The organism is Kitasatospora sp. NPDC092286 (assembly GCF_044755565.1).
Lineage (GTDB): Bacteria > Actinomycetota > Actinomycetes > Streptomycetales > Streptomycetaceae > Kitasatospora.
This window is the reverse complement of the sequence record NZ_JBIVRD010000019.1, coordinates 1-26,321: the sequence shown is the minus strand read 5'-3', so window position 1 is coordinate 26,321 and position 26,321 is coordinate 1. Positions and strand designations below refer to the sequence as shown.

Sequence of the window (26,321 nt, the reverse complement as noted above, 5' to 3'; positions counted from 1 at the left end):
TTCCTCCGGTCGGGTTGTCGGTGGTGCCTGTGGTGCTGGGGTGTTGCGCGGTGGTGCCGGGTGGTGCGGTGGGTCCCCGAGTGGTGCGGCTCGTACCGGTGTGACGGGATGGTGCCGGGCGTTACGGGGTGCTCCGGGTGGTGCCGTTGGTGCGGTGGCGCAGGGCGAGAAGGGCCACCGCGAGCGCGGCCACCAGGGTGGCCAGGACGAGCCCCGCCCGGATGCCCGAGGTGCCGGTGCCGCCGAACATCGTGGCGGCGGTGGCGAGGGCCGGGCCGAGGGCGAAGCCCAGGCTGCGGGCGAGCTGGACGGCGGAGCCGGCGGTGGCCAGCTGCTTCGGCGGTGAGGAGCTCATCACCAGCGCCTGTACCGGGCCGCCGTTGAGGCCCATGCCGGCCCCGGCGAGCGCGAGCCGACAGGCGATGTCGAGCGAGGACCAGTCGGCGTCCAGCGGGACGAGCAGCAGCATGCCGAACGCCGTGACGGCCGCGCCGGTCAGCGCCGTGGGCCGGGCGCCCCAGCGGTCCGCCAGCCGTCCGCCGAAGCGGCCGGCGAGCACCATGCCCAGCGGGAAGGCGAGCATGGTGAGAGCGGTGTCGGTGGCGCTGATCCCGTCGTCCCGGCGGAGGTGCTGGGCGAGCAGGTAGTGGTTGGCGGCGAAGCCGGCGGCCAGCGCCAGCACCGAGCCGTTGACCCCGGCGGTGCCGGCGGCGCGCAGCACCTCGATGACCGGCCGACCGCCGGGCCGGCGCGCCCAGAAGACCACGAGCGGGGCGGCGGGCAGCGCGAGCAGCAGCCACAGCGGCGCGTCGGGCGCGAGGGTGAGCGCGAGCAGGACGGCGGCCACCGCCGAGCCGATCAGCGCGGCGTCACCCAGCGAGCCCCGGTCGGGCAGCCGCAGCCTGCCGCCGCGCGGGGCGTCCCGCCGGGCGATCAGCAACGCGGCCAGGCAGACCGGTAGTTTGACCAGGAAGATGGCCCGCCAGCCGGCGTGGTCGAGCAGCAGCCCGCCGATCACCGGGCCGGTGACGGCGCCGAGCGGGCCGAGGGTGGCGGGCACGCTCATGGCCCGGCCACGCAGTTCGGGCCGGACCGCGGTGGCGGCCAGCACCGGCATCAGCACGAACAGCACCGCGCCGAAGGCACCCTGGGCCAGCCGGGCCGCGATCAGCCAGCTCGCCCACGGGGCGACGGAGGCGAGCACGCTGCAGAGCGCGAAGCAACTGACCGCCAGCAGCAGCGCGGACCGGGTGCCGACCTGGTCGAGCCAGCGCCCGGCGGGCAGCAGCAGGGCGACCAGCGGAAGCTGGTAGCCGAGCACGGCCCACTGCGCGGTGGTGGAGGAGACATGCAGGCTGTCCGCGATGTCGGTGAGCGCCAGGTTGACCACGTTCATGTCGAGCATCGCCACGAACGAGAGCAGGCCGGCCGCGACGACCAGGCTCCACCGGTCCTTCGGCTCTGCCTGGCCGCCACTCAGTCCACCTGTGGCGAGCGGCTGCTGCGCTGCCATGGTCTTCCTTCCTTTCCCCCGCACTGTTCCGGACACCACCTCGGCGGCGGGTTCCGGTAGAGCAGTCGGAGGTGTGCGGGCTTCAGTTCCGAACACTTGAAGGAATTCTTGCGGTTGGCCGGATTCTTGCTTCGGTGGCCGATCTTGACCGTCCGCCGACAGGTTCGTCGCCTGCCCGCCACCCGCTCGTCGGCCGGTCGCGGCCCGTCCGACCACCACTTGTGCCGTCGTCCGGGCATGCGAAGGGCGGCGCGCTCCGACGGGGTGACCGTACGGGGCGCGCCGCCCGGGTGGGCTCTAGATCTGTGCGGTCAGCAGACGGCCGCCAGTTCGGCGGACGGCGCCGGAGCCGAGACATCGGCGGCCTCGGCCGCCCGGAGACGGGCTATCAGCTCTTCCCGGGCGCGGGCGACCCGGGAGCGGACGGTGCCGACGGGGCAGCCGGCCACCTCGGCGGCCTCGGCGTAGCTCAGGCCGACCACCTGGGTGAGCACGAAGGCCTCGCGGCGCTGCGCCGGCACCCGGTCGAGCAGGTCCCCGAGGGCGACCCCGTCCTCGAAGCCGGCGGTCGGCGGGATGCTCTGCCGCTCGGCGGCCTCCTGCCAGTCGGGCAGGGCGGCGCAGCGCGGACGGGCGGCGGCCGTGCGGTAGCGGTCGATGACCGTCCGCCGGGCGATCGACAGCAGCCAGGTCCGGGCGGAGGAACGTCCGGCGAAGCCGGGCAGACTGCGCAGGGCGCGCAGGAACGTTTCCTGGGCCAGGTCGTCGGCGGACTGCACATCGGTGAGGTGGGCGACGAACCGCCACACGTCCCGCTGGGTGGCCCGGACGAACGCCTCGACGTCGGCCGCCCGGCCCTCGCGGGCGGCCAGGGCCAGCGCGGTCAGCTGGTCGTCATCCACGGCGGCCTCCCACCCGGCCGGATCGGGCCGCCGGGCGGTGCGGGACGATGGTCGCATGAGATGCGCCCATTTCCGTACCGCTCTGTCCACCCGTCTCGACGGTGAGCCGGCCGGTGTGCCGGACCGGCGGCTGGACAAGCACGTCGCGCGGTGCGCGGCCTGCCGGGAGTGGCTGGAACAGGCCGAACGCCTGCGGGCGCCGGCCCTGACGGGTCTGCCCGACGGGCCCTCGGCCCAGTGGTCGGCGCAGCTCTTCGCCGGTCTGGGGAAGGACGGCTCTGGTACGTCGGGCGGCTCCGGCAGGGAGGCCGGCCCCGGCGCGACGGTCTGCGTGGGTGCGGTGGGCGTCTCGGCCGGTCGTCCCGGGCAGGGGGACGGCGGGCCGGTGCGGTAGGACGGTGGCGTCGGGCGAGGCCGGTGCGCCGTCGTAGTCAGGCATGGAAGGTCCTGAGGTCAAGGTCTGGGCGCGGTGCCGTTGCGGACGGCACCGGCGGCGTCGGTGGGCGGGCGCGGGGAGCCGCGTCCCGGAGGAGACGGCGGGCGCGGGCCCGGGCCCCGGCGCGCGGCCGTCAGGGGACGGCGCGGCGCAGGGCGACCTGCCCGCGGCGGCGGAGACCATCGGCGGAGTCCGGGCGGCGGGCGCGTCAGAGGGCGGACGCGAACGCCGGCGGGCCGCGCCGGACGAGGGCATGGGAGAGCAGCACCAGCCGGGGGAGCCGGGCCCGCCGCTCGGCCGGTCTCGGCGAGGCCGGGGGCTCGTACCCCTGCGGGCGGGCGAACAGCGCCAGCAGCGGGACCAGCAGCACACCGGCCACCACGGCGCCGAGCGCGCCCAGCAGTTCGAACATTCTGGCCAGTGCCGTCTCGCCGCGCCAGAGCAGCAGGGCGCAGGCGAACGCGGCCAGCACATGGGCGGCGATCATCCCGGCCGACATGCCGTGCGCCGACATGTCGTGGCCAGGCATCCCGCCCATTCCCGGCAGATGGGACGAGGACACCCCTGAGGCCATTTCCGAGGAGACCCCTGACGAGGACATCCCCGACGAGGACATCCCCGGCATGCCCGCGGACATCCTCGATGCCTCGACACCCGCCGCGCCGTGCGAACCCAGTCGGTGCAGGCCCGACACGGCGCGCAGCCCCTCGGTCGGCGGGATGTCGGGATCGATCCCGGCCATCCTGGCCAGATCGGTGGGCGAGAGCCCGGCGGGCGCCCGCTCCGGATTGCAGAGCAGCAGCGCCGTCCAGTCCGTCGTGGTGAGCCGGCCCAGACCGGTGCCGCCGGCGGTGAGCGCCCCGGCCTGTTCGAACACCAGGTGCAGCGCGCTCTGCGCGGCGACCATCCAGACGCTGATCAGGCCGAGCCCGCGTCGCCGCCCGGCGAGCAGCCAGGTGAATCCGAGGGTGAGGCCGAACGCGCCCACCAGCACCGGCGGGGAGACCCCCGCGCCGGCCATGGCGACGTGCGCCGTGGCGGCCAGCGCCACGCACAGCGCGGCGAAGACCACGGCGCGCAGCGAGCGGATCCGGTCGGTCATCACGATGACACTCATCGTCGCACCCGCCCCCACCGCCCCGTACTGCCCCCTCCGGTATTGGCCGGTTCCATGCCGGTGGGAGCATGCCCGGCCCGCCCGGCCGGGCCGGGTCGACGGACCCCCGGAGGTCGCGCGGTAGAGACGGTTCGTACGGTTGACGAGTACTCGATTGTCCGTTCTGGCGCGGGACCGCCGCCCGTGCCCGCCCGTAGTGCTCGGGCACCCCGCGGCGGAGCGCCGTCGGGTCGGCGGCGGCCCGGGCCGGTGGGCACGGAGAGGCGGGCGGAACGGTGTACTGGCTGATTCACGACTATCGCGAGGACGATCTCGCGGCGGTGGTCCGTCCGATCGACGCCACGGCCGAGCTGTCGGTGTTCTCCCTCGTGGAGTGCATCGGCACGGACATCACCTCGCGCGCCCGCGGTCGAACCCTGCATGCGACCGTCTGAATATCCTTCAATCGTACGGTCGTTGCGGTTTGACACCATTCGGTCGGTGCTCCCTAAATGTGCTCGTCACAGCACGTCAGGTGGGCACCGACCGGACAGGAGGCCCGGCATGGGCACAGTCACCGAACCCGCGGCCCCGGCCGTCGACCTCGCCGACCCCCGCTTCTGGCGGCTGCCCGCCGCCGACCGTGCCGCGGTCTTCGCCGAACTGCGTGCCCTGCCCGCCCCGGTGTACTTCGGCGAGCGCCCCGCCGCCGGCCGCCCGGGCAGCGCCAGGGGCTTCCACGCCCTGGTCCGGCACGCCGACGTGGTCGAGGCCAGCCGCACCCCCGCCGTCTTCCTCAGCGGACCGGGCGTCACCACCCCCGAACCCGCCCGCTGGGTCCGGCTGCTGTTCGGCGACTCCATGGTCAACCTGGACGACCCCCGGCACGCCCAGCTGCGCCGGATCGTCTCCCGGGCGTTCACCCCGCGCCTGATCGCCCGGGTCGAGGACGACATCCGCCGGGTGGCCGCCCAACTGGTCGACGGGGTGGTGCGGCGGCGGCCCGAGGACTTCGTCACCTCGGTCGCCGCCGAACTCCCCTTCCAGGTGATCTGCAACATGATGGGCATCCCCGAGGAGCCCCGCCGCGCCATCCTCGACCAGGTCAACCACGCCTCCGAACACACCGGCGTGGCCCGTCCGCTGCGCAGCCGCATCCGCGTCCCCGGGCGCGGGCTGCGGGCCCTCGCCAGGATGCAGGGCATGGTCGCCGAGCTCGGCCGCGAGCGCCGCCGCCGGCCCACCGACGACCTGATCTCCGCCCTCGTCACCGCCGACGTGGACGGCCGCCGGCTGAGCGGGCGGGAACTCGGCGCCTTCTTCTCCCTGCTGCTGGTCGCCGGCGTCGAGACCACCCGCAACGCGCTCGCCCACGGCCTGCACCTGCTGACCGTCCACCCCGGGCAGCGCGCCCTGCTGCTCGGCGACCTCGACCGCCACCTCGGCGGCGCGGTGGACGAGATCGTCCGCCACTCCACCCCGATCATCCAGTTCCGCCGGACCCTGGCCGCCGACCACGAACTCGGCGGCCCCGGCGGCACCCTGCTGCGCGAGGGCGAGAAGGTGGTGCTCTTCTTCGGTTCCGCCAACCGCGACGAGGCCGTCTTCCCCGACCCGGACGCCTTCGACCTCACCCGCACCCCCAACCCCCACCTCGGCTTCGGCGGCGGCGGCCCGCACTACTGCCTGGGCGCGCACCTCGCGCGGCAGGAGATGAAGGTGCTCTTCCGTGAACTGTTCACCCGGCTCCCCGAGGTGCGCTCGGTCGGCGAGCCGGAGCTGGTCCCGTCCAGCTTCGACCACCGGGTCCGGTCACTGGGGTTCACCTTCTAGGGGGCCGGGGCTTCCAGGGGGGCCGGGGCGTCCTACCCGCCGGTCGGGATGCCCCGGTCGGCCTTCACCCGCTTCATCGTCAGATGCGAGTTGACCTGCGCGATCCCCGGCAGCCCGGAGAGCACATCGGTGATGAACCGCTCGTACGCGGCGATGTCCGCCACCGCGATCCGCAGCAGATAGTCCGGCTCGCCGAACAGCCGGTGTGCCTCCACCACCTCCGGCAGCTCCGCGACCCGGCGCTCGAACTCCGCCACCGTCTCCCGGTCCTCGTGCCGCATCGTGATCGTCACGAACGGCTGGAAGCCCCGCCCCACCGCCGCCCCGTCCAGCAGCGCCCGGTAGCCGAGGATCGCGCCGTCCTGCTCCAACTGCCGTACCCGGCGCAGGCACGGCGAGGGGGTGAGGTCCACCCGGACGGCCAGCTCCGCGTTGGTCAGCCGACCCTCCTGCTGGAGCTCGTGGAGGATTCTGCGGTCGATTCGGTCCATGGCGCAACATTCTGCCAAAACCGGGCCCGGAAGGGCATGAAGTGGCCATCGGATGCCAGCCTCATCCGGCTACTGTCAGTGACCGGAAACCGCCCGAACGAGCACGACAGGTCACCGCCCATGGACACCCACGCCCTCCTCCTCTTCCTGGGGGTCGACCTGCTGCTGGTCTGCACCCCCGGCCCGGACTGGCTCTACATAGCCGCCCGCGGTCTCGGCCAGGGCCGCCGCGCCGCCCTCACCGCCGTCGGCGGCGTCTGCGCCGGCTACGCCGTCCACACCCTGCTCTCCAGCGCCGGACTCGCCGCCGCCCTGCGCGCCGTCCCCGCCGCCCTGCCCGTGCTGCGCCTCACCGGCGCCGCCTACCTGCTGGTGCTGGCCGTCACCATGCTGCTCGCCCTCCGCCGGGGCGGTGCCGCGACCGCCCTCGCCGCGCCCCGGCCGCAGCCCACCGCCACCGTGCTGCGCCAGAGCATGCTCACCGCCCTGCTCAATCCCAAGGGCCTGCTGCTCTACCTCTCCCTGGTGCCGCAGTTCGTCGACCCGGCCGCCGCCCTGCCGCTCGGCGGGCAGGTCCTCGTCCTCGGCTCGCTCAACGTGCTGGCCTGCGCCCTGGTCTACGGCCTGGTGGCGCATGCCAGCGGGCGGCTCGGCGGCCGGTTCGGCGGCACTCCGCGGGCGGCCCGCCGGCTGACCGCCGTCTCGGCGGTGCTGCTGATGCTGGTGGCGGGCGTCACGGCGAGCGCCTGAGATCCGGAGCAGAATGCGGGCATGACCGAGCGTTCGTTCCGCCCGCTGCCCGCTGAGCCCGCTGAGCCCGCCGAACCTGCTGAGCCCGGTGGGTCCGGTGGGTCCGGTGGGTCCGGCGGCGACCGGCCCACCGCGGACGCCTGGGCCGCCGTCGGCGGGCCCGCCGGGCTGCTGGACCGGGTCTCGTTCCGCGGCCCCGATGCCGTCCTGGCCTCCGGACTGCCCGTCCGGCAGCTCGCCCGGGCGACCGTCGCCGCCTGCTCGCTCGCCGCCGCCGAACTCGCCGCCCACCGCGACGGCGGCCCCGTTCCCGCCGTCCGGGTGGACCAGGGCGCCGTCGCCACCGCCTTCGTCAGCGAGCGTCACCTCCGGATCGACGGCCGCGCCCCGGTCGGCTTCGCCCCGTTCTCCGGGTTCTGGCAGGCCGCCGACGGCTGGGTCCGCACCCACGCCAACTACCCCCACCACAGGGTCCGGCTGCTCGCCGCCCTCGGCCTGCCCCCGGACACCGCGCCCGAACAGTTCGCCGAGACGCTGCGCGCGCAGCCCGCCGTCCGGATCCAGGAGCGCGCGTACGAGGCGGGGGCGCTCGCCGTCGCCGTCGCACCCCCGGGCGAGTCCACCCACCCCCTGATCGAGTCCCGGACCGTCGACGCCGCCCCCGCCCGCCCGCTGCCCGCCGCCCCGCTGCCCGCCGCCGGCCTCCGGGTCCTCGACCTCACCCGGGTGACCGCCGGCCCCGTCGCCACCCGCACCCTCGCCCTGCTCGGCGCGGACGTGCTGCGGATCGACTCCCCGCACCTGCCCGAGGACGAGGACGCCCACGCCGACACCGGCTTCGGCAAGCGCTCCACCCGCCTCGACCTCGCCGACCCCGCCGACCGCGCCGCCTTCGAGGACCTGCTGGCCACGGCCGACGTCGTGGTCAGCGGCTACCGCCCCGGGGCCCTCGACCGCCACGGTCTGGCCCCCGACGCCCTGCTCGAACGCCGACCAGGGCTGATCGTCGCCCAGCTCTGCGCCTGGGGCTGGACCGGCCCGTGGGCCGACCGCCGAGGCTTCGACAGCCTGGTCCAGGCCGGGACCGGCATCGCCGCCCTGACGGCCGCCGCCGACGGCCGCCCTGGCGTCCTCCCCGCCCAGGCCCTCGACCACGGCACCGGCTACCTGATCGCCGCCGCCGTCCTACGCGCCCTCACCGACCAGCGCACCGGCCGGCCCGGCGGCCGTCACCTGCGGTTCTCGCTGGCCGGCACCGCGTCCTGGCTGGTCCGCGGCATCCGGCCCGAGGAGGGGACGGCCGGAGGCCCGTACGGTCCCGCCCCCTGGCTCGCCGAGACCGGCTCCCCGTACGGGCGGCTGCGCCACGCCCTCCCGCCGATCGCCTACGAGGGCGGCCCCACCGACTGGGCCCGGCCGCCGGGGCGCTGGGGGACGGACGCGGCCGTCTGGCGCTGACGGGCCGCCGGACCCCGGTGCCGGCATCGGGGCCATGACCGCTCACGCGACCGACTGCACCTGGCCCGGCGAGCGGTGCCCGGTCCTGACCGAGATGTACTGCCTGACCGTGGCCGAGGGGCTCGCCGCGGCGGAACTCCTCCGCCGCTCCAGGGCGCTCCCGGTGAGCCGGGCTCGCCGGGCCCGGTTCACCGGCTCCGGTTCGGTGGCGGGCTCAGACGCCGGCCGGGATCTGCTTCGCCCGGCTGCGGACCTGGAAGGCCGTCATGATCTCGATCAGACCGAGGATCACCAGCCAGCACCCGGCGAGGACGGTCAGGGCGGCGATCGAACCGACCGGCCAGATCATCAGCAGTACGCCGGCCAGCGTGTTGGCGACGCCCGCGAAGGCCTGCCAGCCGCGCGCGGGCATGTCCGGGTCGGAGGCCGCGGCGGCGAGCTGGGTGATACCGCGGAACAGCCAGCCGATGCCGATCCAGATCGCCAGCAGCAGCAGCGACTGCACGGCGCTGCGGAAGCAGAGCAGCCCCAGCAGCACGCAGATCGCGCCGCTGATGAAGGCCAGGACGCGCATCGCGGTGGTGGCGTGCGTGCCGAAGGCGGCGACCAGCTGCACGATGCCGATGATCAGCAGGTAGAGGCCGAACAGCACGCCCACCACCAGCAGGGTCTGCTTCGGCCAGACGAAGACGATGATCCCGAGGGCGAGGGAGGCGAGTCCGGCGAGCAGCAGGACCTGCCAGGCGGCCTTGGCGAGCGTTCCGAGCGGTCCGGCGACCGGGGAACCGTCGGGGGTGATGAGTGGGGAGACCACGGTGGCGTACTCCTGATGGCTGGATGGCTGGATGGGGGGATCGGGGGATCGGGGTGAGCGGTTGCGGGGGGAAGCGACGGGGCAGGGGACGTCTTTCATGATCGCCACGGGTGCGGGGTTCCGCCCGTCGGATACGCCCGTTCGGGGGACGGCGGGGTCTGTCGAACGGCAGCGGAACTGATTGCTCCTCAGTCACCCGAATGACATCTGCCGCTCACCCGGCGTCGATACCGTCCTGCGGTATGACTTCTGAAGGGTGGGGGACCCCTCCGGTCGAGCCGATCAGCCAGCACTACATCGTCTGCGGGGGCAACGCGCTGGCCCACCGGCTGGTCCTGGAACTCGTCGAGCACTACGAGGTTCCGGTGGTGGTGCTGCTCCCGGACCGCACCCGCGACCACGCGCCGTGGATCGAGCAACTGCCCGGAGTGGCCGCCGTGGTCGAGTGCGCGGGCATCACCGAGGAGGCACTGCGGGCCGTCCGGGTCGAGACCGCGCGCGGCCTCGCGCTGGTCGACGGCCACGACGAGGGGAACATCCATGCCGCGCTCGGCGCCCAGGGCTGCAACCCGGACATCCGCATCGTGCTCCGGATGTTCAACCAGCGCCTCGGCGAGAACATCCAGCACCTGCTGAAGAACGGCGCCGCGCTCTCCGGCTCCGCCACCGCCGCGCCCGCCTTCGCCGCCGCCGCGCTCTCACGCCCCAACTCCGTCCAGGTCGGCGACCGCTTCCTGCACATCGCCTACGACGGCGACATCGACTCCGGCCGGATCTGCGTGGTCGCCGACCAGATCGACCGACAGGACCTCAGCCGGATCCGCCTGCTGCCCGACCAGGACGGGGACTCGGCCGCGTTCGTCCGGCTGGCCAGGGAGTTCGGCGACGACGGGCCGATCCGTCCCGGTGGTGTCCGGAGACCGCCACCGGCCGCGGAGACCGGGGTGGAGGAGGACGGGACCGGGGAGCCGGAGGCGGCGGTCGGCGGGGTGGCGGCCGGCGGGGTGGCGGCTCTGCAGGCGCTGCCCAGCGAGCCGCCGGTCCTGATCGGCTGGTGGCGCCGGCTGCGCTGGCGGCTGCTCGACACGCTGCGCTTCTTCACCAGTGCCCGGCTGCGGCTGGTCCTGATCACGGCACTGGCCGCCGTGCTGCTCGCCTTCGGCCTGCTCTGGTACCTCAACCGGGACTTCGGCTGGTCGCTCTACGTCTCGCTGCTCGACCTGGCCGGTGCCGCCCAGCCCGACCAGCCCGCCGAAGCGACCGCCGGGACCGGCACGGGCGGCGCCTGGCAGCGGGTCGCCCAAGTGGTGATCACCTTCTGCGGCATCACCTTCGCCCCGGTCGCCACCGCCATCATGGTCGAGGTGCTCGGCTCCGGCCGGCGCGGCCAGCCCCGCAACCCCGGCGCCGGTACCCGGGACCACGTCATCGTGTTCGGCCTGGGCAATGTCGGCACCCGGGTCGCCGCCCAACTGTACGGGCTGGGCGTGCCGGTGGTCTGCGTCGAACGCGACCCGCAGGCGCGCGGCATCGCCGCCGTCCGGGCGCTCGGCATCCCGGTGGTGGTCGGTGACGGCCCACTGGAGGAGCAGCTGCGCCGGGCCCGGCTGAAGCACGGCCGGGCCCTGGTCGCGGTCAGCGGCGACGACGCCACCAACCTGGAGGCGGCTCTGGAGGCGCGTCACGGCAAGCCCGGAATCCGGGTGGTGGTACGGCTGTTCAATGACGACTTCGCCCGGCACGTGTACGCCACGCTGGACAACGCGGCGTCCCGGTCGGTCTCCTACCTCGCCGCACCCGCCTTCGCCGCCGCCCTGATGGGGCGCGAAGTGCTCGGCACGCTCTCGGTGTTCCGGCATGTGCTGCTGATCGCCGAACTGCGGGCGGAGGAGGGCGGCGGCCTGGTCGGGATGAACCGGCACGACCTGGAGGACCCGGGCGGTGTCCGGGTGATCGCCGTCCGCCCGGCCGACAGCCCCGGGGCCTACCGGTGGAACTACGCCGACCGCACCCGGGGGCTGGTGCCCGGCGACCGGATCGTGGTCGCCGCCACCCGGAGCGGGCTCGCCCGCATCAACCCGGCGCTGGTGGGGGAGGGCTGACGGGTGGGCGGGTCCGGCGGTAGCCGGTCCGGCGGCCAGCTGACGGGCGACAGGTTTCGGATAACAGATAACAGATGTTGAAATCTGTTATCTGTTATCTGTTATCCGTCATTCGTCGGCCGTCACCTGAAACCCGTCAGCGGTGGGTGAAGGACGGCGGCCGCTTCTCGGCGAAGGCGGCCATGCCCTCCTTCTGGTCGGCGGTGGCGAACGTGGCGTGGAACAGCCGCCGTTCGAACCGGACGCCCTCGGCGAGGGTGGTCTCGAAGGCGCGGTTGACGCTCTCCTTCATCATGATGCTGGCGGGGGTGGACATCGCCGCCACGGTCTCGGCGGTGGCCAGCGCCTCGGCCAGCAGCTGGTCGGCCGGGACGATCCGGGAGACCAGACCGGCCCGCTCGGCCTCCTCGGCGCCCATCATCCGGCCGGTCAGGCAGAGTTCCATCGCCTTGGCCTTGCCGATCGCCCGGGTCAGCCGCTGCGAACCGCCGATGCCCGGGATGACGCCGAGCTTGATCTCCGGCTGCCCGAACTTCGCGGTGTCCGCCGCCAGCAGGATGTCGCAGAGCATCGCCAGCTCGCAGCCGCCGCCCAGCGCGAACCCGGCCACCGCGGCGACCACCGGCTTGCGCAGCTCGCCGAGGCGGTCCCACGGACCCAGCCAGTCGTCCAGGTAGACGCCGGGGAAGGTGTTCCCCTGCATCTCCTTGATGTCGGCGCCGGCCGCGAAGGCCTTCTCCGAGCCGGTGATCACCAGACAGCCGATCTCCGGGTCCCGGTCGAAGGCGGTGGCGGCCGTGACGACCTCGTTCATCAGCTGGGTGTTCAGCGCGTTGAGCGCCTTCGGCCGGTTGAGCGTGATCAGCCCGACCCGGCCCTTGCGCTCGACGAGGATCGTCTCGTAGGTCTCGGTCATCGCCATTGACTCCCATGTCGCTGCTCGGCACCACGCGGGTGCGCCCTGACCACCCAACGATCTACGACACGGGTCGCCTCGCGCCAGTCTTGCCATGCGAGACGGTCGTCACGGGTGCCGGGATCCGGCCGCGGCCCGCGCGGCCGGTCAGAACCGGACGTCGTACCGCCCGGCGGCCTGCTGGACGGCCTCCGGTTTGACCTCGCCCCGGCGGGCCAGCGCGGCGAGCGCGGCCACGGTGACCGACTCGGCGTCCACGCCGAAGTGGCGGCGGGCGGCGGCGCGGCTGTCGGAGAGGCCGAAGCCGTCGGTGCCGAGCGAGGTCCAGTCCTGCTCCACCCAGGGGCGGATCTGGTCCGGCACCGCACGCATCCAGTCGCTGACGGCCAGCACCGGTCCGGGCGCGCCCGCCAGGACCCGGGTCAGGTACGGGACGCGGGCGGTGCCGCCCGTCCCGGCGGCGGCCCCGGCCAGGTTGGCGGCGTCGCAGGCGAGCGCCTCGCGGCGCAGCTCCGTCCAGGACGGCGCCGACCAGACGTCCGCCGCCACCCCCCACTCCTCGCCGAGCAGGCGCTGCGCGGCGAGCGCCCAGTGCACGGCGGTGCCGGAGGCGAGCAGCTGGATCCGGGGCGCGTCCGGCCCCGGGCGGTCGGCCTCGCGGAAGCGGTAGAGGCCACGCAGGATGCCCTCGGTGACGCCCTCGCCCGTGGGTATCGGCGGCTGCGGCCGGGTCTCGTTGTAGACGGTGACGTAGTAGAAGACGTCCTCGCCGTCCGGCCCGTACATCCGGCGCAGGCCCTCGCGCACGATCACCGCGATCTCGTAGGCGAACGCAGGGTCGTAGGAGAGCGCGGCCGGGTTGGTGGAGGCGATCAACTGCGAGTGCCCGTCGGCGTGTTGCAGCCCTTCGCCGGTCATGGTGGTGCGCCCGGCGGTGGCGCCGACCAGGAAGCCCCGGCCCAACTGGTCGGCCAGCGCCCACATCTGGTCGGCGGTGCGCTGCCAGCCGAACATCGAGTAGAAGATGTAGAACGGGATCACCGCCTCGCCGTGGGTGGCGTACGCGGTGGCGGCGGCCGTCAGCGAGGCCATCGAACCGGCCTCGGTGATGCCCTCGTTGAGGATCTGGCCGGTCGCCGACTCCTTGTAGTGCAGCAGTTGGTCGCGGTCCACCGGGTCGTACGTCTGGCCCAGTGGCGAGTAGATGCCGGCGGTGGGGAAGAGCGACTCCATGCCGAAGGTCCGGGCCTCGTCGGGGACGATCGGCACCCAGCGGTGGCCGGTCGCACCGTCCCGCATCAGCTCCTTGACCAGGCGGACGAAGGCCATGGTGGTGGCGATCTCCTGGCTGCCCGAGCCCTTGCGCAGCGCCTCGAACGGCCGGTCGGGCAGCTCGGGCAGCGGGGTGAAGCGCACCCGGCGGGCGGGCGCCGGCCCGCCGAGCGCGGCACGGCGCTCGCGGAGGTAACGGGCCTCGGGGGAGTCCGGTCCCGGGTGTGCGTACGGGACCAGACCCTCGCCCAGCACGCTGTCGGGGATGGGGAGTTCGAGCAGATCGCGCATGGCGCGGAACTCGCTGCCGGAGAGCTTCTTCATCTGGTGGTTGGCGTTGCGGGCCTCGAATCCCGGGCCGAGCGTCCAGCCCTTGACGGTCTGGACCAGCACGACGGTCGGTGCGCCCCGGTGTTCCAGCGCGGCCCGGTACGCCGCGTACACCTTGCGCGGCTCGTGGCCGGCCCGGGAGGTGGCGACGGTCTCCAGCAGGCGCGCGTCGTCCAGGGTGTCGGCGAGAGCGCGCAGCGCGGGGTCGCCCGGCCCGGTGAAGAGGTGGTCGCGCAGATAGCCGGCGTCCGAGGCGGCGTAGGTCTGGAACTGTCCGTCCGGCACCTCGCGCAGCCGGCGGACGAGCGCGCCGGTGGTGTCTCGTGCCAGCAGATCGTCCCAGGCCTCGCCCCAGAGCGATTTGACGACGTGCCAGCCGGCGGCCCGGAACTGCCGCTCCAGCTCCTGCACGATCTTGCCGTTGCCGCGTACCGGGCCGTCCAGCCGCTGGAGGTTGCAGTTGATCACGAAGGTGAGGTTGTCCAGCCCCTCGCGGGAGGCCAGCGCCAGGGCGGCGGTGGCCTCGGGCTCGTCCATCTCGCCGTCCCCGAGGAACGCCCAGACGTGCGATCGGGAGGTGTCCTTGATGCCGCGCGCGGTCAGGTACCGGTTGAACCGGGCCTGGTGGATCGCGGACAGCGGGCCGAGGCCCATCGAGACGGTCGGGAACTCCCAGAACCACGGCAGCCGGCGCGGGTGCGGATACGACGGCAGGCCGCCTCCGCCGGCCTCCTGCCGGAAGCGGTCCAACTGGGCCTCGCCGATGCGTCCTTCGAGAAACGCCCGGGCGTAGATCCCCGGCGAGGCGTGGCCCTGGAGGTAGAGCTGGTCGCCGGAGCCGTCGGTCTCCTTGCCGCGGAAGAAGTGCTGGAAGCCGACCTCGTAGAGCCAGGCGGCGGAGGCGTAGGTGGCCATGTGTCCACCCAGGCCGCCGCGCTGGTTGCCCCTGGTCACCATGGCGGCGGCGTTCCAGCGGTTCCAGGCGGTGATCCGCCGCTCCATCGCCTCGTCGCCGGGGAAGGCCGGTTCGGCGGCGGTCGGGATGGTGTTGACGTACGGGGTCTCCAGCAGCGGCGGCACGTCGAGGCGCCGTAGTTCGGCGTGCTCGACGAGGCGGCGCAGCAGGTGGGCGGCGCGATGCGGTCCGCCGAAGTCGCTGGCGGCGTCCAGCGAGGCGCGCCACTCCGCGACCTCCTCCGGGTCGTGGTCGGGAAGCTGGTCGAGCTGGGACACGGGTGGTTCCCCTTCGCCGGGTGTGCGTCGTTGCCGGGTATGCGTCTGGCGCCGATTCCATGATGTGGAACGGCATTCCTCTCTACGGAAGGTAGGGAGTGTGGATGGGTGAGTCAACCGTTACTGGGCGGTAATGTGAGCGATGATCGATCATTTCTATACGAACTATTATGTCGGGAGGGGCCGCGACGAGGCGGAGCCGGGACGCGTCCGGGACGGAGTCGCCCGAGACGCGGCCTACAGCGACCCGGCGTACTCCAGCACGTGCTCGGCCAGCAGCCGGCCGACCTCCCGGTCCTGCCGGCGGAAGGCCTCGATCAGCGGCCGGTGGTCCGCCGCGTTCTCGTGCAGTTCCGGCCGGACGCGGTGCAGTGACAGGACCGTCCACACCTCCACGCCCAGCCCCTCCCAGGTGCGCAGCAGCACCTCGTTCCCGGCGGCCGCCACGATCTCCCGGTGGAACGCCACCCCGTGCCGGGCCTGCCCGAGGGGGTCGCCCGCCGAGGCCGCCCGCTCCATCAGCTCCGCGTGCCGCTCCAGTGCGGCGGTGTCCCCGCCCAGCCGCTCCACGGCCAGCTCCGCCGCCAGCCGCTCCAGCACCGCCCGTACCTCGTACACCTCGCGCAGCTCGGCCGGGCTGATCTCGCGGACCCGCACGCCCCGGTTGGGCTCCGAGTCCAGCAGGCCCAGCGCCTGGAGCGCCCGCAGCGCCTCCCGCACCGGGGCCTGGCTGACGTTCAGCTCGGCCGCCAGCCGCCGCTCCACGATCCGGTCGCCCGGCTGCCACCGCCCGCTCATCAGCCCGTCCAGCAGCAGCCCGCGCACCTGCTCGCCGAGCGGCACCCGCGACAGCGGATCGCCGTCGTCCGGCAGCTGCTGGTGGACCGGGTGGCCGGGCGTCATGCGGGCTCCTGCGGGGAGGGGTGCGGGCGGCCAGCGTACCGGGGCGGGCTGGCGTACCGGGGCGGTCGGCATGCCGGGACGGTCGGGGCGCCGGGGCGACCGGCTCAGGCCAGGCCCAGCTCGTCGTCCTCGCGCGGGGCGAAGTGGCGGGCGACCTCCGCGTCCGTGACGGCGGACAGGTCCGCCGGGGACCAGTGCGGGTCGCGGTCCTTGTCGACGACCTGGGCGCGGATGCCCTCGACCAGGTCGTGGCCGGCCAGGGCCGCGCAGGAGATCCGGTACTCCTGGTCCAGCACCGCCTCCAGGGACGGCAGCGTACGGGCCCGGCGCAGGGCGGCGAGGGTGACCTTGACGGCCGTCGGCGAGTTGGCGAGCAGCTGCTCGGCGGCCTCCTTGGCCTCCGGGACGCCGGTGCCGAACAGCCGCTCGACGATCTCCTCGACGGTGTCGGCGGCGTAGCAGGCGTCGATCCACTCCCGCTGCGCCGCCAGCGCGGCCGGCGGCGCGGGTTCGGCGTGCGCGGCGACCGCGCCGGTGAGGTCGCGGGGGTCGGTGAGCCCGGAACGCTCGGTGAGGCCGGCGAGCTCGGCGAGCAGGGCCGGGACGTGCTCCGAGGGGACGAAGTGGTCCGCGAAGCCGCAGAGCAGTGCGTCGCCGGGGCCCATCGAGGCCGAGGTGAGTCCGAGGTGGGTGCCCAACTCGCCCGGGGCGCTCGCCAGCAGGCGGCTGCCGCCGACGTCCGGCACCAGGCCGATCCGGGTCTCGGGCATCGCCACGGTGGAGCGCTCGGTGACGATCCGCACCGCGCCGTGCGCGGAGAGGCCGACGCCGCCGCCCATGGTGATGCCGTCCATCACCGCGACGTACGGCTTCGGGTAGCGGGCGATCAGCGCGTTGAGCCGGTACTCGTCCCGGAAGAACGCCCGCGAACCGGCCCCGCCCGCCTTGGCGTCGTCGTGGATCGCGCGGATGTCCGCCCCCGCGCAGAGCCCGCGCTCGCCCGCGCCGGTCAGCACCACGGCGCGTACGGTGTCGTCCGCCGCCCAGCCGTCCAGCGCCTCCCGGACGGCGGTGACCATGCCGTGGGTGAGCGAGTTGAGCGCCCTCGGCCGGTCGAGCACGATCCGCCCGGTCCCGCCGTCCCGGTAGACCTGCACCTCTGCGCTCATCGGGCCTGCTCCCGTTCGTCGTTGGTCGTTCGTGGTCGGCCGTCGTTCGTCCGAAGATCCTGCCGCCACCGTACTGGGCGAGGCGAGCGGGGGGGGGGGGCGGGGGGGGGGGCCCCCCCCCCCCCCCCCCCCAAAAACCCCCCCCCCCCCCCCGCCCGGGGGGGGGGGGGGGGCGGGCGGGGCCCCCGCCACACCCGGGGTGCGGGCCGTACGAAGTCGATCTGGGGGTGGGGATGTTCCGGGCTGTGGACACGGTGCTGCTGCGAGCTGCCGCGAACGGTGGGACGGAGGCCGTGGCACCGTGGCCGGACCTGAGCGACGAAGGTGCGCAGGACTCGGCGGCGTGGCGGCGGTGGCTGGCCGAGGCGTGGGCCGACCCCGGTGTGGCGGAGGCCGTGGAGGTGGCGAGCCCCGTCCTGGCGGCCCGGGTACGGGCTGTGGGAGCCGGCCAGGTGGCCTCGGGGCGTCAGCTGCGCCGGCTCGGGGAGTCCCTGGTGCGCTACCTGCTGCGGGCCCGGCACCGGGCGACGCCCTTCGGCCTGTTCGCCGGGGTCACGCCCGCCCGGCTGGGGGACCGGCTGAAGGTCTCCTGGGACGGGGAGCACCGAGCCTGCGCGCGACCGGACGCGGCCTGGCTGGCCGCCGTGGTGGACCGGCTGGAGGCGGACGCCGAACTGCTGCGCCGGCTGTTGGTCGTAGCGGACGCAACCTGCCAGATCCGTGGCGACCAGCTCGTGCTGCCCTGCCGCCAGCCGCCCGTTGGCGGTGGCGCGCCGCAGGAGGTGTCGGTTCGCCGGACCCCGCCCGTCGCGGCGATCCTGGCCGCCGCCCGGGACGCTGTCCTGGTCGAGGAGCTGGTGGCGAAGGTGAGCGTTGAGTTCCCGGACGCTCCGTGCGGAGCCATCGACCGTATGGTCACGCGACTGGTCGGGCAGCGCGTGCTCATCACCTCGCTGAGGCCGCCGATGACCGCTCCCGATCCGCTCGGCCATCTCCTGGCCCAGCTCGGGCACGCCGGCGCCGCCGGCTGCGGCTCCGTGGCACCGACGGTGTACCTGCTCGGCGCCGTGCACGACCACCTTGTCCGGCATGGCGCCGAGGACCCGGGCCACCAGGCCGGTACCCGCGCCGAGACGCTGGAGGCGATGGCGGCCGTCCCGGGCGGCGGCCCGCCGCTGCTGGCGGTGGACCTGCGGCTGGACTGCGACCTGGCCCTGCCCAGGAACGTCGCGCTGGAGGCCGAACGCGCGGCCGCCGCCCTGGCGCTGGCCGGTCCCTACCCACAGGGCCCGCCCGCCTGGCGGGACTACCACGGCCGCTTCCTGGAGCGGTACGGCATGGGCGCGCACGTCCCGCTGCTGGAGCTGGTCAACCCCGACACCGGGCTCGGCTACCCGGCCGGGTACCGCGGATCCCAGCTGCCGGCCACCGTACCGGCCATGCAGGAGCGCGACGCCACGCTGCTCGAAGTCGCGCAGCTGGCCGCTCTCGACGGCCTGACGGCGGTGGACGTCACGGACGTGCTGCCGCGTCTGGTCCCCGGACCGGTCGAGCAGGTGCCCGCTCACCTGGAGCTGTGCTTCCAACTCCACAGCGAGTCACCGGACCTGCTGGACGACGGACTGTTCACGCTCGTCGTCACCGGCCTCGCCCACGGCGCGGGCACCACAACCGGCCGGTTCCTGCACCTTTTCGACGATGCGGACGGCCGGCGCATGGCCAGCGCGCTGCGCCGGGCTCCGGCGCTCACCGCCGGCGCCGTCCGCGCCCAGCTCTCCAGCCCGCCGCTGCGCGTGCGCACCGAGAACGTCGCCCGCACCGCCCGCGTCCTGCTGGAGACGATCACAATCGCCGAACACAACCAGGGCACCGTGCCGCTGACCGACCTCGCGGTCACCAGCGACGCCCGTTGCCTGTGGCTGGTCTCCCGCACCACCGGCCGCCCGATCGAACCCACCGTCCTGAACGCCGTCCAACTGAGCAACTTCACCCACCCGCTGGCCCGGTTCCTCATCGAACTTCCCCGGGCCCGGACCGCGGTCCTGGCACCGTTCTCCTGGGGACCGGCCGCCGGGAAGCTGCCATTCCTTCCCGCTGTCCGGCACGGGCGCAGCATCCTCGCCCCGGCCCGCTGGTGCCTGGAGAGCGCCGACCTTCCGCCGGCGGCGTCCTCGTGGCGGGACTGGGACAACGCGCTCGCCCGGCTGCGAGAACGGCGTCTGCTACCAGACCACTTGGACCTCGGGGACGGTGACCGTCGTCTTCGGCTCGACCTCGCCGAGCGCCACCACCGGCAGCTCCTGCGTGCCCACGTCGACCAGCGCGGCCGAGCGATCCTGCGCGAGGCACCCGCCCCTGGGGCCCTGGGCTGGATCGGTGGCCGCGCGCACGAGATCGTCATCCCGCTCGTCTCCACCCGCGAGCCTGCCCGGCTGCCCGTTCCCCAGCGGCCCGCTGCACCCGCCCCGGGCCGCACCCCGGGCGCCGCCGGTGCCGGGTGGGCGTACGCCAAGGTCTACGCCCACCCGGCCCGCCACCTTGACCTGCTGGCCCGCCTGCCCGACCTGACCACTGCCCTGGGCGACACGCCGTGGTGGTTCATCCGTTACCGCGACCCGGACCCGCACCTGCGGCTGCGGATCCGCCACGGCGACGGCGGTTTCGGCGAGGTCGCCCTCCGGGTCAGTGCCTGGGCACGAGACCTGGCCGACGCCGGCCTGGCCACCGGCCGGGTGCAGTGGGACACCTACTGGCCCGAGACCGGCCGCTACGGCGAGGGCTCGCTGCTCGGCCTCGCGGAGTGGATGTTCGTCGCGGACTCCGCCGCCGTCCTCGCCCAGCTCCAGCACTCCGGGCCCGGCAAGCTCTGGGCACCGGCGTTGACCGCGGCGAGCATGACCGACATCGCAGCTGGCTTCCTCGGCGGCACCGAGGCAGGGATGCGCTGGCTCATCGACAACGTCGCCCGCACCCCCGCACCCGCCCCGGACCGAACGCTGCTCACCCAAGCCGTCGCCCTCGCAGACCCCGCCGACACCTGGGCAGCGCTGCGAGCCGTCACCGGCACCTCGATCACCGAAGCCTGGGCCCGGCGCCGCGCCGCCCTGGACGCCTACCGCCGCCGCCTCACCGTCCTTGACGGCCCACACCCGGACAGCGTCCTGGCGTCGCTGCTCCACATGCACCACATCCGCGCGGCGGGGATCGACCCCGACGCGGAACGCGCCTGCCACCGCCTGGCCCGAGCCGCCGCCCTTTCCTGGACCACCCGCACCCACGGAGCCCTCCGATGACCCCCCGCACCGCCCGTCCACAACCGCCCAACTCCGTGCCGGCCACGTCGTCGTCGGTGCCGGGCGGGCCCGACAACCCCCCGCACGCGCAGGCCCTCGCCACCGGCGCCGTCGGCATCACCCTCCTGCACATCGAACGAGCCCACCTCGGCACCGGCGACTGGGCCACCGTGCGGAACCGGCTGACCAGCATCGCCCGCACCCCGCTCGTCGGCTCCGACGACGCCGGCCTGTTCGTCGGAGCCCCGGCCCTCGCCTACGTCCTGCACACCGCGGCCGGCACCACCGGCCACCACCGCAAGACCCTGCACACCCTCGATGCGGCGGTCACCGCCCTGACCCGGCGCCGCCTCGACACCGCCCACACCCGCATCGACCGCGGCGAACTCACCACCGCCTCCGAGTACGACCTGCTGTACGGGCTGACCGGTCTCGGCGCCTACCTGCTGCGGCGTGACCCGCACGGCGACACCCTGCACGACGTCCTCTCCTACCTCGTACGCCTGACCCAGCCGATCCCCGGCAGCGACCTGCCCGGCTGGTGGGTACGTTACGACCCCTCCGGCCGCACCTCCGGTGCCTTCCCCGGCGGTCACGGCAACGTCGGCCTGGCCCACGGCATCACCGGCCCGCTCGCGCTCCTGGCCCTGGCCAAGAGCGCCGGGGCTCTGGTCGACGGCCACACCGGCGCCATGCGGCGGATCCTGGCGTGGCTGGACGGCCTGCGCCAGGACGCGGCCACGGGACCGTGGTGGCCGCAGTGGGTCACCGTCGGCGAGCACTACTCCGGCGCCGTGTTCCAGGACGGTCCGATGCGCCCAAGCTGGTGCTACGGCACCCCCGGTCTGGCTCGCGCACAACAGCTCGCCGCCATCGCGCTCGGCGACGACCACCGCAAGCGCGCCGCTGAACAGGCCCTCCTTCGGTGCATCGCCGACCCGGCCCAGCTCGCCCTGATCTGCGACGCCGGACTGTGCCACGGTGCGGCCGGCCTGCTCCACACCGTGCACCGCGTCGCCCAGGACTCCGCACGAGCACGGGACTTCGCCGCGCACCTGCCCGCCCTACGGGCGCTGCTCCACGACCAGGCTCCGGCCCGCGAGCCAGGGTTCCTCGACGGCCTCGCCGGAACCCGCCTCGCCCTGCACGCCACCGAGCAGGGCGGTTCGCCCGCCACCGGCTGGGACGCCTGCCTGCTCCTGTCCTGAACCCCCGCTCCCACCTCCTCCCGAGAAGACGCCCATGCCGTCCCGTCCCGACGCCATCGAGAAGGCCGTACTCGCGGTCCTCACCGGAACGCCACTCGCCGACGCCGCCGCCCGCGTTGGCGTGGCGGCACCCACGCTCGGCTCGGCCGCCGAGACCTACCGCACGGCCGGACGCGCCGCCATCGACAACCCCGCAGACACCTGGGTCCACTTCTTCGTGCAGCCGGCCTCCTGGGACACCGCCGAGAACGCCTTCGCCACCCAGCTGTTCCCCTATCTCCGCGACGCGGAGACGAGCGGTGACATCCTCAGCTGGTGGTACGTCCGCAAACACCCCGTCTGGCGCTTGCGCTTCCAGCCCGGCCCCGCCACCACCGCCACCAGACTGCGCACCTCCCTGACCGGGACCTTGACAGCGCTTCAGCAGCAGGGCGTGATCACCACCTGGTCCCACGGCATCTACGAACCCGAGACCGCCGCCCTCGGCGGCCCGCGAGGAATGGACGCCGCCCACCGCCTCTTCCACACCGACAGCCGCGCCATCCTGAGAGAGGCCCTGTCGCGCCACCACGCGACCGGACCGGTCATACCCGTGCGACGCCCGGAACTGTCCATCCTGCTGTGCAGCGCGATGCTGCGCGCCGCAGGCCAGGAGTGGACCGAGCAAGGCGACGTGTGGGACCGCGTCGCACAGATGCGCCAACTGCCCACCTGCACCACACCCGAGTCGATCACGTCGACGACGTCCAGCATCGGCCGGCTGATGGCAGCGGACACCGTGGCCATGACCGCCCCCGGCCAGGCCCTCGAACTCCTTGAAGAGCGCACAGCCGCGTTCACGCAGACCGGCCACGACCTCGCCGAAGCCGCCCGCACGGGCGAACTGACACGAGGACTGCGCGCCATGCTCGCGCTCATGGTGATCTTCCACTGGAACCGCGCCGCGATCCCGACCCACGTCCAGGCCGTCCTCGCACGCGCCGCCCGCGACCACATCCTCGGCCCACCGCTGGGCACACCGTGCTGACCGGCCTGCCGCCTGGTGCCCTCACCCGCTCAGCAGCAGAGCACCTCGGAGACACCAAGGCGGGCACCGGACCACGGTCCTGCGGTCTGGTGCCAACCCACCCGAATCCCCGACTTTCCGATACCGGCCAGGACCGGGACGCCGACGTCCTCGGGGCCCGAGTAACTGGATACCGGTGACACCACCTCAACTCGCTCCTCGAACACCACCTCTACCCGCCTTCCGCAGTCGCCGGATGAGCACCTTCGACCACAAGGTCGTCGAGGCCTTCATCCAGGCCATGGAGCGCAACGGCGTCGGCCTCGCTCCCCAGCCCAACGCCTTCGACAAACTGAAGTCGATCCTCCTCGACGCCCACCGGCTCGGCCTCTATGACGAGAGCCCGCTCGACGGCATCAAGCGGGCAGCATATGGGAGGGCACGAACCCGGGTTTGTTGCAAGCCCTCCAGGGCTGATCACGACGAACTTGACCATCCCGGGCGACACCCCGAGGCGCAGGTTGCAAGCCCTCCAGGGCTGATCACGACGAGCCACCTGGTCGTCCAGCTCAACCCCGCCATCGGGTTGCAAGCCCTCCAGGGCTGATCACGACCAGGGGTCCGTGCGCGGCGTCGCGGAGGTCCTTCGCGTTGCAAGCCCTCCAGGGCTGATCACGACGCGGGCCTGCTGCTCCAGGTACTCGTGGGCGGGCATCTCGTTGCAAGCCCTCCAGGGCTGATCACGACGGACGCACCAGGCCAGCTCGTACGTGTACCAGGGGGGTTGCAAGCCCTCCAGGGCTGATCACGACCACCCGCACAGTTCACGGCGGCCGTGGCGCCAGTGTTGCAAGCCCTCCAGGGCTGATCACGACCCGCCTGCCCCATCTCCTCGGCGGTGTACACCCCGGGTTGCAAGCCCTCCAGGGCTGATCACGACCAGAAGGTCCTCACCGCATTGAGGTCGGAGGGTCTGATGTTGCAAGCCCTCCAGGGCTGATCACGACGCTCCGGCCGGGTGTGCAAACGCGGACGGGCCGCGGGTTGCAAGCCCTCCAGGGCTGATCACGACTCGCGCCCTTCCTGCATCGCTGGACGTTCGGGTCACGTTGCAAGCCCTCCAGGGCTGATCACGACTGGGTTCTGCGGGTGGACACCGCAGAGAAGAACCCCCGTTGCAAGCCCTCCAGGGCTGATCACGACCCGAGGGTAAAGTCCAAGGTCAGAGTGCCTGCGAGCGCCGTCGTGGGTCGCGGCAGCGCGGCAACCGGCCGGTACTGCAGCGGTGCTGGTCACAGGATGTCGCCCGGCCCGCCGAGGGTAGCACCGAGTGTTATGGAGCCGATTGCCACGATCTCGCCGGTCTCGGGCTCGTCCCACCTCCAGGGGCTCCGCTCCTCACCGCGTTCGAGCTCGGCGACAGCCCTGCGTCCACAAGGACGTCGGTGTCCGTGGTGCCCCACCAGATGCGAGGCGGCTCGGAGGTGTCCGGCCCCACGACCGCCCAGACCGGGGTGTGGTCATACGGCTTGGCGAAACGCAGCTGGGCAAGGACCACGGAACGCCACCGGTCAGCGGCACCGACAGGTGCGGCGCAGGGGAGGCCGACATCTGAAGGCGCCCGGCAAGATCAGGATGCCGCGTACGGAACCTCTCGCCGAGCGCCGAGTACATGAGAAAGCTCCCGGTCACTGCAGCAAGCATGTCACGCGTAGCGAAGCCCACGGCGGTTCCACTTCCTGCTGTCTCGCCAGTACCGTTCACGCCGAACCGGATGCTATCGCCGACCACCGACGAACGATCGCCGCGGCAACCGGTCCTCACGGCTCAGTAACCGAGGCAACCGGGCAGCGCAGGCAAGCGAGTTCAGGCGGCTTCGGCCCGGTCGAGCGCAGCAGCGGCCGGCTGTGCGAGCCACACCAATCTCGCGGTGATACCCGGCTGCCCCGTGAACAGGTGCACGGCGCGCTCGGGCGACGCGACGGTCATCCGCGTCTGCCCGTCGACGCCGACCACGTAGGTCGACCCGTCACCGTCGGCGAGCCCCCAGGCCACGACCCATCCGTCAGCGTCCGCGCGGCCGTTACCGCACACCTGGACGACGGCGAAAAGCCGGGGCGCGGTATCGAGCACGAGCCCGCACAGCTCCTGGTCGAAGGGCACAGGCGTCGCCCACAGACGGGTGGCAGGGCGGGGGTTTTGCGAGGGCGCAGCGGTCATGGAAGTCTCCTGCCTGGAGGCGTGACTGAGCCAAGATTCATCACTTGCAGTAAGTGAACCGTGTCATACCGTAGCGCCATCATGATAGAAATGCCATGCTGGGAATCGAAGGTTTGCGTGCTGTAAGTGAGAGATGAGAGGGAGCACGATGACAGCGAGCGGCACCCCAACGTTGCGACAGCAGCGGCTCGGACTTGAGCTGCGCAAACTCCGCGAGAACGCCGGGCTCAGCTCAACTGCCGCCGCCGCACGCCTCGGAGTGAACCAGGCCCACATGAGCCGAATCGAAGCGGGCCGGTACGCGGTGAGCGCGGAGCGCGTCCGCACGTTCGCTCGCGCCTACACATGCACAGACCAGAACCTGATCGACGCTCTCGCCGGCATGACCGGCAGGCGGACCCGAGGGTGGTGGGAGGAGTATCGCGACATCCTGCCGCCAAACATGCTCGATCTTGCCGAAACGGAACACCACACCACGGCGATGCGCATCGCCTCGGTGATTCACATCCCCGGCCTGCTCCAGACCGTCGACCAGGCACGTGCACTCGCCAGCAACGCCGTACCGCCTCTGGCGCCGCACGACGTGGAGCACCGGGTGTCGTACCGGATGAAACGGCAGGCAGTCCTCTACAGCCGACAGGCGATCCCGCTCACGGCGATTGTCCATGAGGCAGCCCTGCGGATGGGGTTCGGCGGGCCGGCAGTGGCCCGCGCACAACACAGGCACCTCATCGAGGTGAGCACCCGCGAGAATGTCTCGGTTCTCGTGATCCCCTTCGGTGCGGGCACGCTCCCCGGCTCCGGGCAGTCCATCGTCTACTGCTCCGCACCCGTGCCCCAACTCGACACCGTGCAGCTCGATACGTATCACGGCTCCGAGTTCCTTGACGCCCATGCGCAACTGGTGAAGTATCAGAAGGTTCTGGACCTCATGGAAGCCTGCACCCTCAGCCCCCCGAAGTCACGTGATCTCATTGCCCGTATCGAAAAGGACACCTGAGAGGAAGCGCCATGTCAGCTCTCAACTGGCAGAAGTCCAGCTACAGTTCCGAGTCGGTCAACTGCATCTGCCTCGCCGCAGCCCCCGACGGCGCCATCAAGCTCCGCGAAAGCGACGACCCCGACACCATCATCACCACCACCCCCGACAAGCTCCGCGCCTTCCTGCGCGGCATCAAGGCAGGCGAGTTCGACCACCTGACAAACTAGGCTGTCCTGCCGCATGTGTGGGTGCGCTGATTTACGACTGGACGTAAAACACGTCGCCCTCTGTGATCCTTGCTAGCCGTTGCTCTATCGATCCTGGTGGGCGTGAGTTCGAGTCTGCCGACTCGGTCGGGTGATCTTCTGGTCGGCCGGGCATGAAAGTGGGGCCT

The 26,321-nt window shown here is 73.1% G+C and carries 21 protein-coding genes and 1 CRISPR repeat array; of the genes, 11 read left to right on the top strand and 10 right to left on the bottom strand.

All coding sequences use genetic code 11. The features are described from left to right. Positions 1-121: 121 nt before the first annotated feature. Positions 122-1,513: an MFS transporter gene (locus tag ACIQIB_RS20505; RefSeq protein WP_400649842.1), complete on the bottom strand. Its 1,392-nt coding sequence runs from the start codon at positions 1,511-1,513 to the stop codon at positions 122-124. 311 nt (positions 1,514-1,824) lie between these two features. Further along, positions 1,825-2,472 carry a sigma-70 family RNA polymerase sigma factor gene (locus ACIQIB_RS20500; protein WP_400759524.1) on the bottom strand — a complete coding sequence of 216 codons (648 nt, stop codon included), beginning with the start codon at positions 2,470-2,472 and terminating at the stop codon, positions 1,825-1,827. On the opposite strand from ACIQIB_RS20500, the gene ACIQIB_RS20495 reads away from it, so the two are divergent. After that, positions 2,471-2,809, top strand: coding sequence for a zf-HC2 domain-containing protein (locus tag ACIQIB_RS20495; RefSeq protein ID WP_400759522.1), 339 nt, complete (start codon positions 2,471-2,473; stop codon positions 2,807-2,809). The genes ACIQIB_RS20500 and ACIQIB_RS20495 overlap by 2 nt on opposite strands. 250 nt (positions 2,810-3,059) lie before the next feature. Here the strand turns inward: ACIQIB_RS20495 and ACIQIB_RS20490 are convergent, their stop codons facing one another. Beyond that, positions 3,060-3,968, bottom strand: coding sequence for a hypothetical protein (locus ACIQIB_RS20490; RefSeq protein ID WP_400759520.1), 909 nt, complete (start codon positions 3,966-3,968; stop codon positions 3,060-3,062). Positions 3,969-4,243: 275 nt separating this feature from the next. Here ACIQIB_RS20490 and ACIQIB_RS20485 point away from each other — a divergent pair, with 275 nt between their 5' ends. Both ACIQIB_RS20485 and ACIQIB_RS20480 read left to right on the top strand, forming a co-directional pair. Beyond that, positions 4,244-4,402: a hypothetical protein gene (locus tag ACIQIB_RS20485; protein ID WP_400759517.1), complete on the top strand. Its 159-nt coding sequence runs from the start codon at positions 4,244-4,246 to the stop codon at positions 4,400-4,402. A gap of 109 nt (positions 4,403-4,511) precedes the next feature. After that, a complete protein-coding gene (locus ACIQIB_RS20480; protein WP_363604552.1) occupies positions 4,512-5,780 on the top strand; it encodes a cytochrome P450 in 1,269 nt (422 codons plus the stop codon). Between the two features lie 32 nt (positions 5,781-5,812). On the opposite strand, the gene ACIQIB_RS20475 is transcribed toward ACIQIB_RS20480, so the two are convergent. Further along, entirely contained in the window at positions 5,813-6,271 is a 459-nt protein-coding gene (locus tag ACIQIB_RS20475) for an Lrp/AsnC family transcriptional regulator (protein ID WP_400759515.1), read from the bottom strand. A gap of 120 nt (positions 6,272-6,391) precedes the next feature. Between ACIQIB_RS20475 and ACIQIB_RS20470 the strand changes: the two genes are divergently transcribed. Together ACIQIB_RS20470 and ACIQIB_RS20465 are read left to right on the top strand one after the other, a co-directional pair. Continuing rightward, positions 6,392-7,021 carry a LysE family translocator gene (locus ACIQIB_RS20470; protein WP_363604554.1) on the top strand — a complete coding sequence of 210 codons (630 nt, stop codon included), beginning with the start codon at positions 6,392-6,394 and terminating at the stop codon, positions 7,019-7,021. A 21-nt stretch (positions 7,022-7,042) separates the two neighbouring features. After that, positions 7,043-8,479 (top strand): CoA transferase, encoded by a 1,437-nt coding sequence (locus ACIQIB_RS20465; RefSeq protein WP_400759513.1) that lies wholly within the window; start codon positions 7,043-7,045, stop codon positions 8,477-8,479. A gap of 214 nt (positions 8,480-8,693) precedes the next feature. Here ACIQIB_RS20465 and ACIQIB_RS20460 read toward each other — a convergent pair whose 3' ends face one another. Next, positions 8,694-9,293, bottom strand: a complete 600-nt coding sequence (locus ACIQIB_RS20460) for an HdeD family acid-resistance protein (RefSeq protein ID WP_400759512.1) — start codon at positions 9,291-9,293, stop codon at positions 8,694-8,696. A gap of 242 nt (positions 9,294-9,535) precedes the next feature. Here ACIQIB_RS20460 and ACIQIB_RS20455 point away from each other — a divergent pair, with 242 nt between their 5' ends. Beyond that, entirely contained in the window at positions 9,536-11,395 is a 1,860-nt protein-coding gene (locus tag ACIQIB_RS20455; RefSeq protein WP_400759510.1) for an NAD-binding protein, read from the top strand. A 136-nt stretch (positions 11,396-11,531) separates the two neighbouring features. On the opposite strand, the gene ACIQIB_RS20450 is transcribed toward ACIQIB_RS20455, so the two are convergent. The 4 genes from ACIQIB_RS20450 to ACIQIB_RS20435 form a co-directional block, all read right to left on the bottom strand. Then, positions 11,532-12,311, bottom strand: a complete 780-nt coding sequence (locus ACIQIB_RS20450) for an enoyl-CoA hydratase (RefSeq protein ID WP_363604561.1) — start codon at positions 12,309-12,311, stop codon at positions 11,532-11,534. A 147-nt stretch (positions 12,312-12,458) separates the two neighbouring features. Beyond that, the gene (gene aceE, locus ACIQIB_RS20445; RefSeq protein ID WP_363604562.1) at positions 12,459-15,146 is read right to left on the bottom strand and encodes a pyruvate dehydrogenase (acetyl-transferring), homodimeric type; all 2,688 of its coding nucleotides are present in this window, start codon (positions 15,144-15,146) and stop codon (positions 12,459-12,461) included. 237 nt (positions 15,147-15,383) lie between these two features. Beyond that, positions 15,384-16,049 (bottom strand): GntR family transcriptional regulator, encoded by a 666-nt coding sequence (locus ACIQIB_RS20440; protein WP_400649816.1) that lies wholly within the window; start codon positions 16,047-16,049, stop codon positions 15,384-15,386. A 104-nt stretch (positions 16,050-16,153) separates the two neighbouring features. Continuing rightward, positions 16,154-17,218, bottom strand: coding sequence for an enoyl-CoA hydratase/isomerase family protein (locus ACIQIB_RS20435; RefSeq protein ID WP_400759507.1), 1,065 nt, complete (start codon positions 17,216-17,218; stop codon positions 16,154-16,156). A gap of 293 nt (positions 17,219-17,511) precedes the next feature. On the opposite strand from ACIQIB_RS20435, the gene ACIQIB_RS20430 reads away from it, so the two are divergent. The 3 genes from ACIQIB_RS20430 to ACIQIB_RS20420 are packed head-to-tail and all read left to right on the top strand — an operon-like array spanning position 17,512 to position 22,746. Next, positions 17,512-20,511, top strand: a complete 3,000-nt coding sequence (locus tag ACIQIB_RS20430; protein ID WP_400759504.1) for a lantibiotic dehydratase — start codon at positions 17,512-17,514, stop codon at positions 20,509-20,511. Next, entirely contained in the window at positions 20,508-21,719 is a 1,212-nt protein-coding gene (locus ACIQIB_RS20425) for a lanthionine synthetase C family protein (RefSeq protein WP_400759501.1), read from the top strand. The genes ACIQIB_RS20430 and ACIQIB_RS20425 overlap by 4 nt, the downstream gene beginning before the upstream one ends. Before the next feature lie 34 nt (positions 21,720-21,753). Next, a complete protein-coding gene (locus ACIQIB_RS20420; RefSeq protein ID WP_400759498.1) occupies positions 21,754-22,746 on the top strand; it encodes a thiopeptide-type bacteriocin biosynthesis protein in 993 nt (330 codons plus the stop codon). Positions 22,747-23,180: 434 nt separating this feature from the next. Continuing rightward, positions 23,181-23,928: direct repeats of the CRISPR family, unit length 29 nt; unit sequence GTTGCAAGCCCTCCAGGGCTGATCACGAC. Between the two features lie 663 nt (positions 23,929-24,591). On the opposite strand, the gene ACIQIB_RS20415 is transcribed toward ACIQIB_RS20420, so the two are convergent. Continuing rightward, a complete protein-coding gene (locus ACIQIB_RS20415) occupies positions 24,592-24,945 on the bottom strand; it encodes a hypothetical protein (protein ID WP_400759495.1) in 354 nt (117 codons plus the stop codon). Between the two features lie 148 nt (positions 24,946-25,093). On the opposite strand from ACIQIB_RS20415, the gene ACIQIB_RS20410 reads away from it, so the two are divergent. Together ACIQIB_RS20410 and ACIQIB_RS20405 are read left to right on the top strand one after the other, a co-directional pair. Continuing rightward, positions 25,094-25,945, top strand: coding sequence for a helix-turn-helix domain-containing protein (locus ACIQIB_RS20410; RefSeq protein WP_400759493.1), 852 nt, complete (start codon positions 25,094-25,096; stop codon positions 25,943-25,945). A gap of 11 nt (positions 25,946-25,956) precedes the next feature. After that, entirely contained in the window at positions 25,957-26,154 is a 198-nt protein-coding gene (locus ACIQIB_RS20405) for a DUF397 domain-containing protein (RefSeq protein ID WP_400650951.1), read from the top strand. Positions 26,155-26,321 lie beyond the last annotated feature (167 nt).

Excerpts from the sequence above, each read along its gene's own strand:
- ACIQIB_RS20505 (WP_400649842.1), bottom strand. The coding sequence starts at position 1,513 with ATGGCAGCGCAGCAGCCGCTCGCCACAGGTGGACTGAGTGGCGGCCAG.
- ACIQIB_RS20495 (WP_400759522.1), top strand. The coding sequence starts at position 2,471 with ATGAGATGCGCCCATTTCCGTACCGCTCTGTCCACCCGTCTCGACGGT.
- ACIQIB_RS20500 (WP_400759524.1), bottom strand. The coding sequence starts at position 2,472 with ATGCGACCATCGTCCCGCACCGCCCGGCGGCCCGATCCGGCCGGGTGG.
- ACIQIB_RS20490 (WP_400759520.1), bottom strand. The coding sequence starts at position 3,968 with ATGAGTGTCATCGTGATGACCGACCGGATCCGCTCGCTGCGCGCCGTG.
- ACIQIB_RS20480 (WP_363604552.1), top strand. The coding sequence starts at position 4,512 with ATGGGCACAGTCACCGAACCCGCGGCCCCGGCCGTCGACCTCGCCGAC.
- ACIQIB_RS20475 (WP_400759515.1), bottom strand. The coding sequence starts at position 6,271 with ATGGACCGAATCGACCGCAGAATCCTCCACGAGCTCCAGCAGGAGGGT.
- ACIQIB_RS20470 (WP_363604554.1), top strand. The coding sequence starts at position 6,392 with ATGGACACCCACGCCCTCCTCCTCTTCCTGGGGGTCGACCTGCTGCTG.
- ACIQIB_RS20465 (WP_400759513.1), top strand. The coding sequence starts at position 7,043 with ATGACCGAGCGTTCGTTCCGCCCGCTGCCCGCTGAGCCCGCTGAGCCC.
- ACIQIB_RS20455 (WP_400759510.1), top strand. The coding sequence starts at position 9,536 with ATGACTTCTGAAGGGTGGGGGACCCCTCCGGTCGAGCCGATCAGCCAG.
- ACIQIB_RS20450 (WP_363604561.1), bottom strand. The coding sequence starts at position 12,311 with ATGACCGAGACCTACGAGACGATCCTCGTCGAGCGCAAGGGCCGGGTC.
- ACIQIB_RS20440 (WP_400649816.1), bottom strand. The coding sequence starts at position 16,049 with ATGACGCCCGGCCACCCGGTCCACCAGCAGCTGCCGGACGACGGCGAT.
- ACIQIB_RS20435 (WP_400759507.1), bottom strand. The coding sequence starts at position 17,218 with ATGAGCGCAGAGGTGCAGGTCTACCGGGACGGCGGGACCGGGCGGATC.
- ACIQIB_RS20425 (WP_400759501.1), top strand. The coding sequence starts at position 20,508 with ATGACCCCCCGCACCGCCCGTCCACAACCGCCCAACTCCGTGCCGGCC.
- ACIQIB_RS20420 (WP_400759498.1), top strand. The coding sequence starts at position 21,754 with ATGCCGTCCCGTCCCGACGCCATCGAGAAGGCCGTACTCGCGGTCCTC.
- ACIQIB_RS20415 (WP_400759495.1), bottom strand. The coding sequence starts at position 24,945 with ATGACCGCTGCGCCCTCGCAAAACCCCCGCCCTGCCACCCGTCTGTGG.
- ACIQIB_RS20410 (WP_400759493.1), top strand. The coding sequence starts at position 25,094 with ATGACAGCGAGCGGCACCCCAACGTTGCGACAGCAGCGGCTCGGACTT.
- ACIQIB_RS20405 (WP_400650951.1), top strand. The coding sequence starts at position 25,957 with ATGTCAGCTCTCAACTGGCAGAAGTCCAGCTACAGTTCCGAGTCGGTC.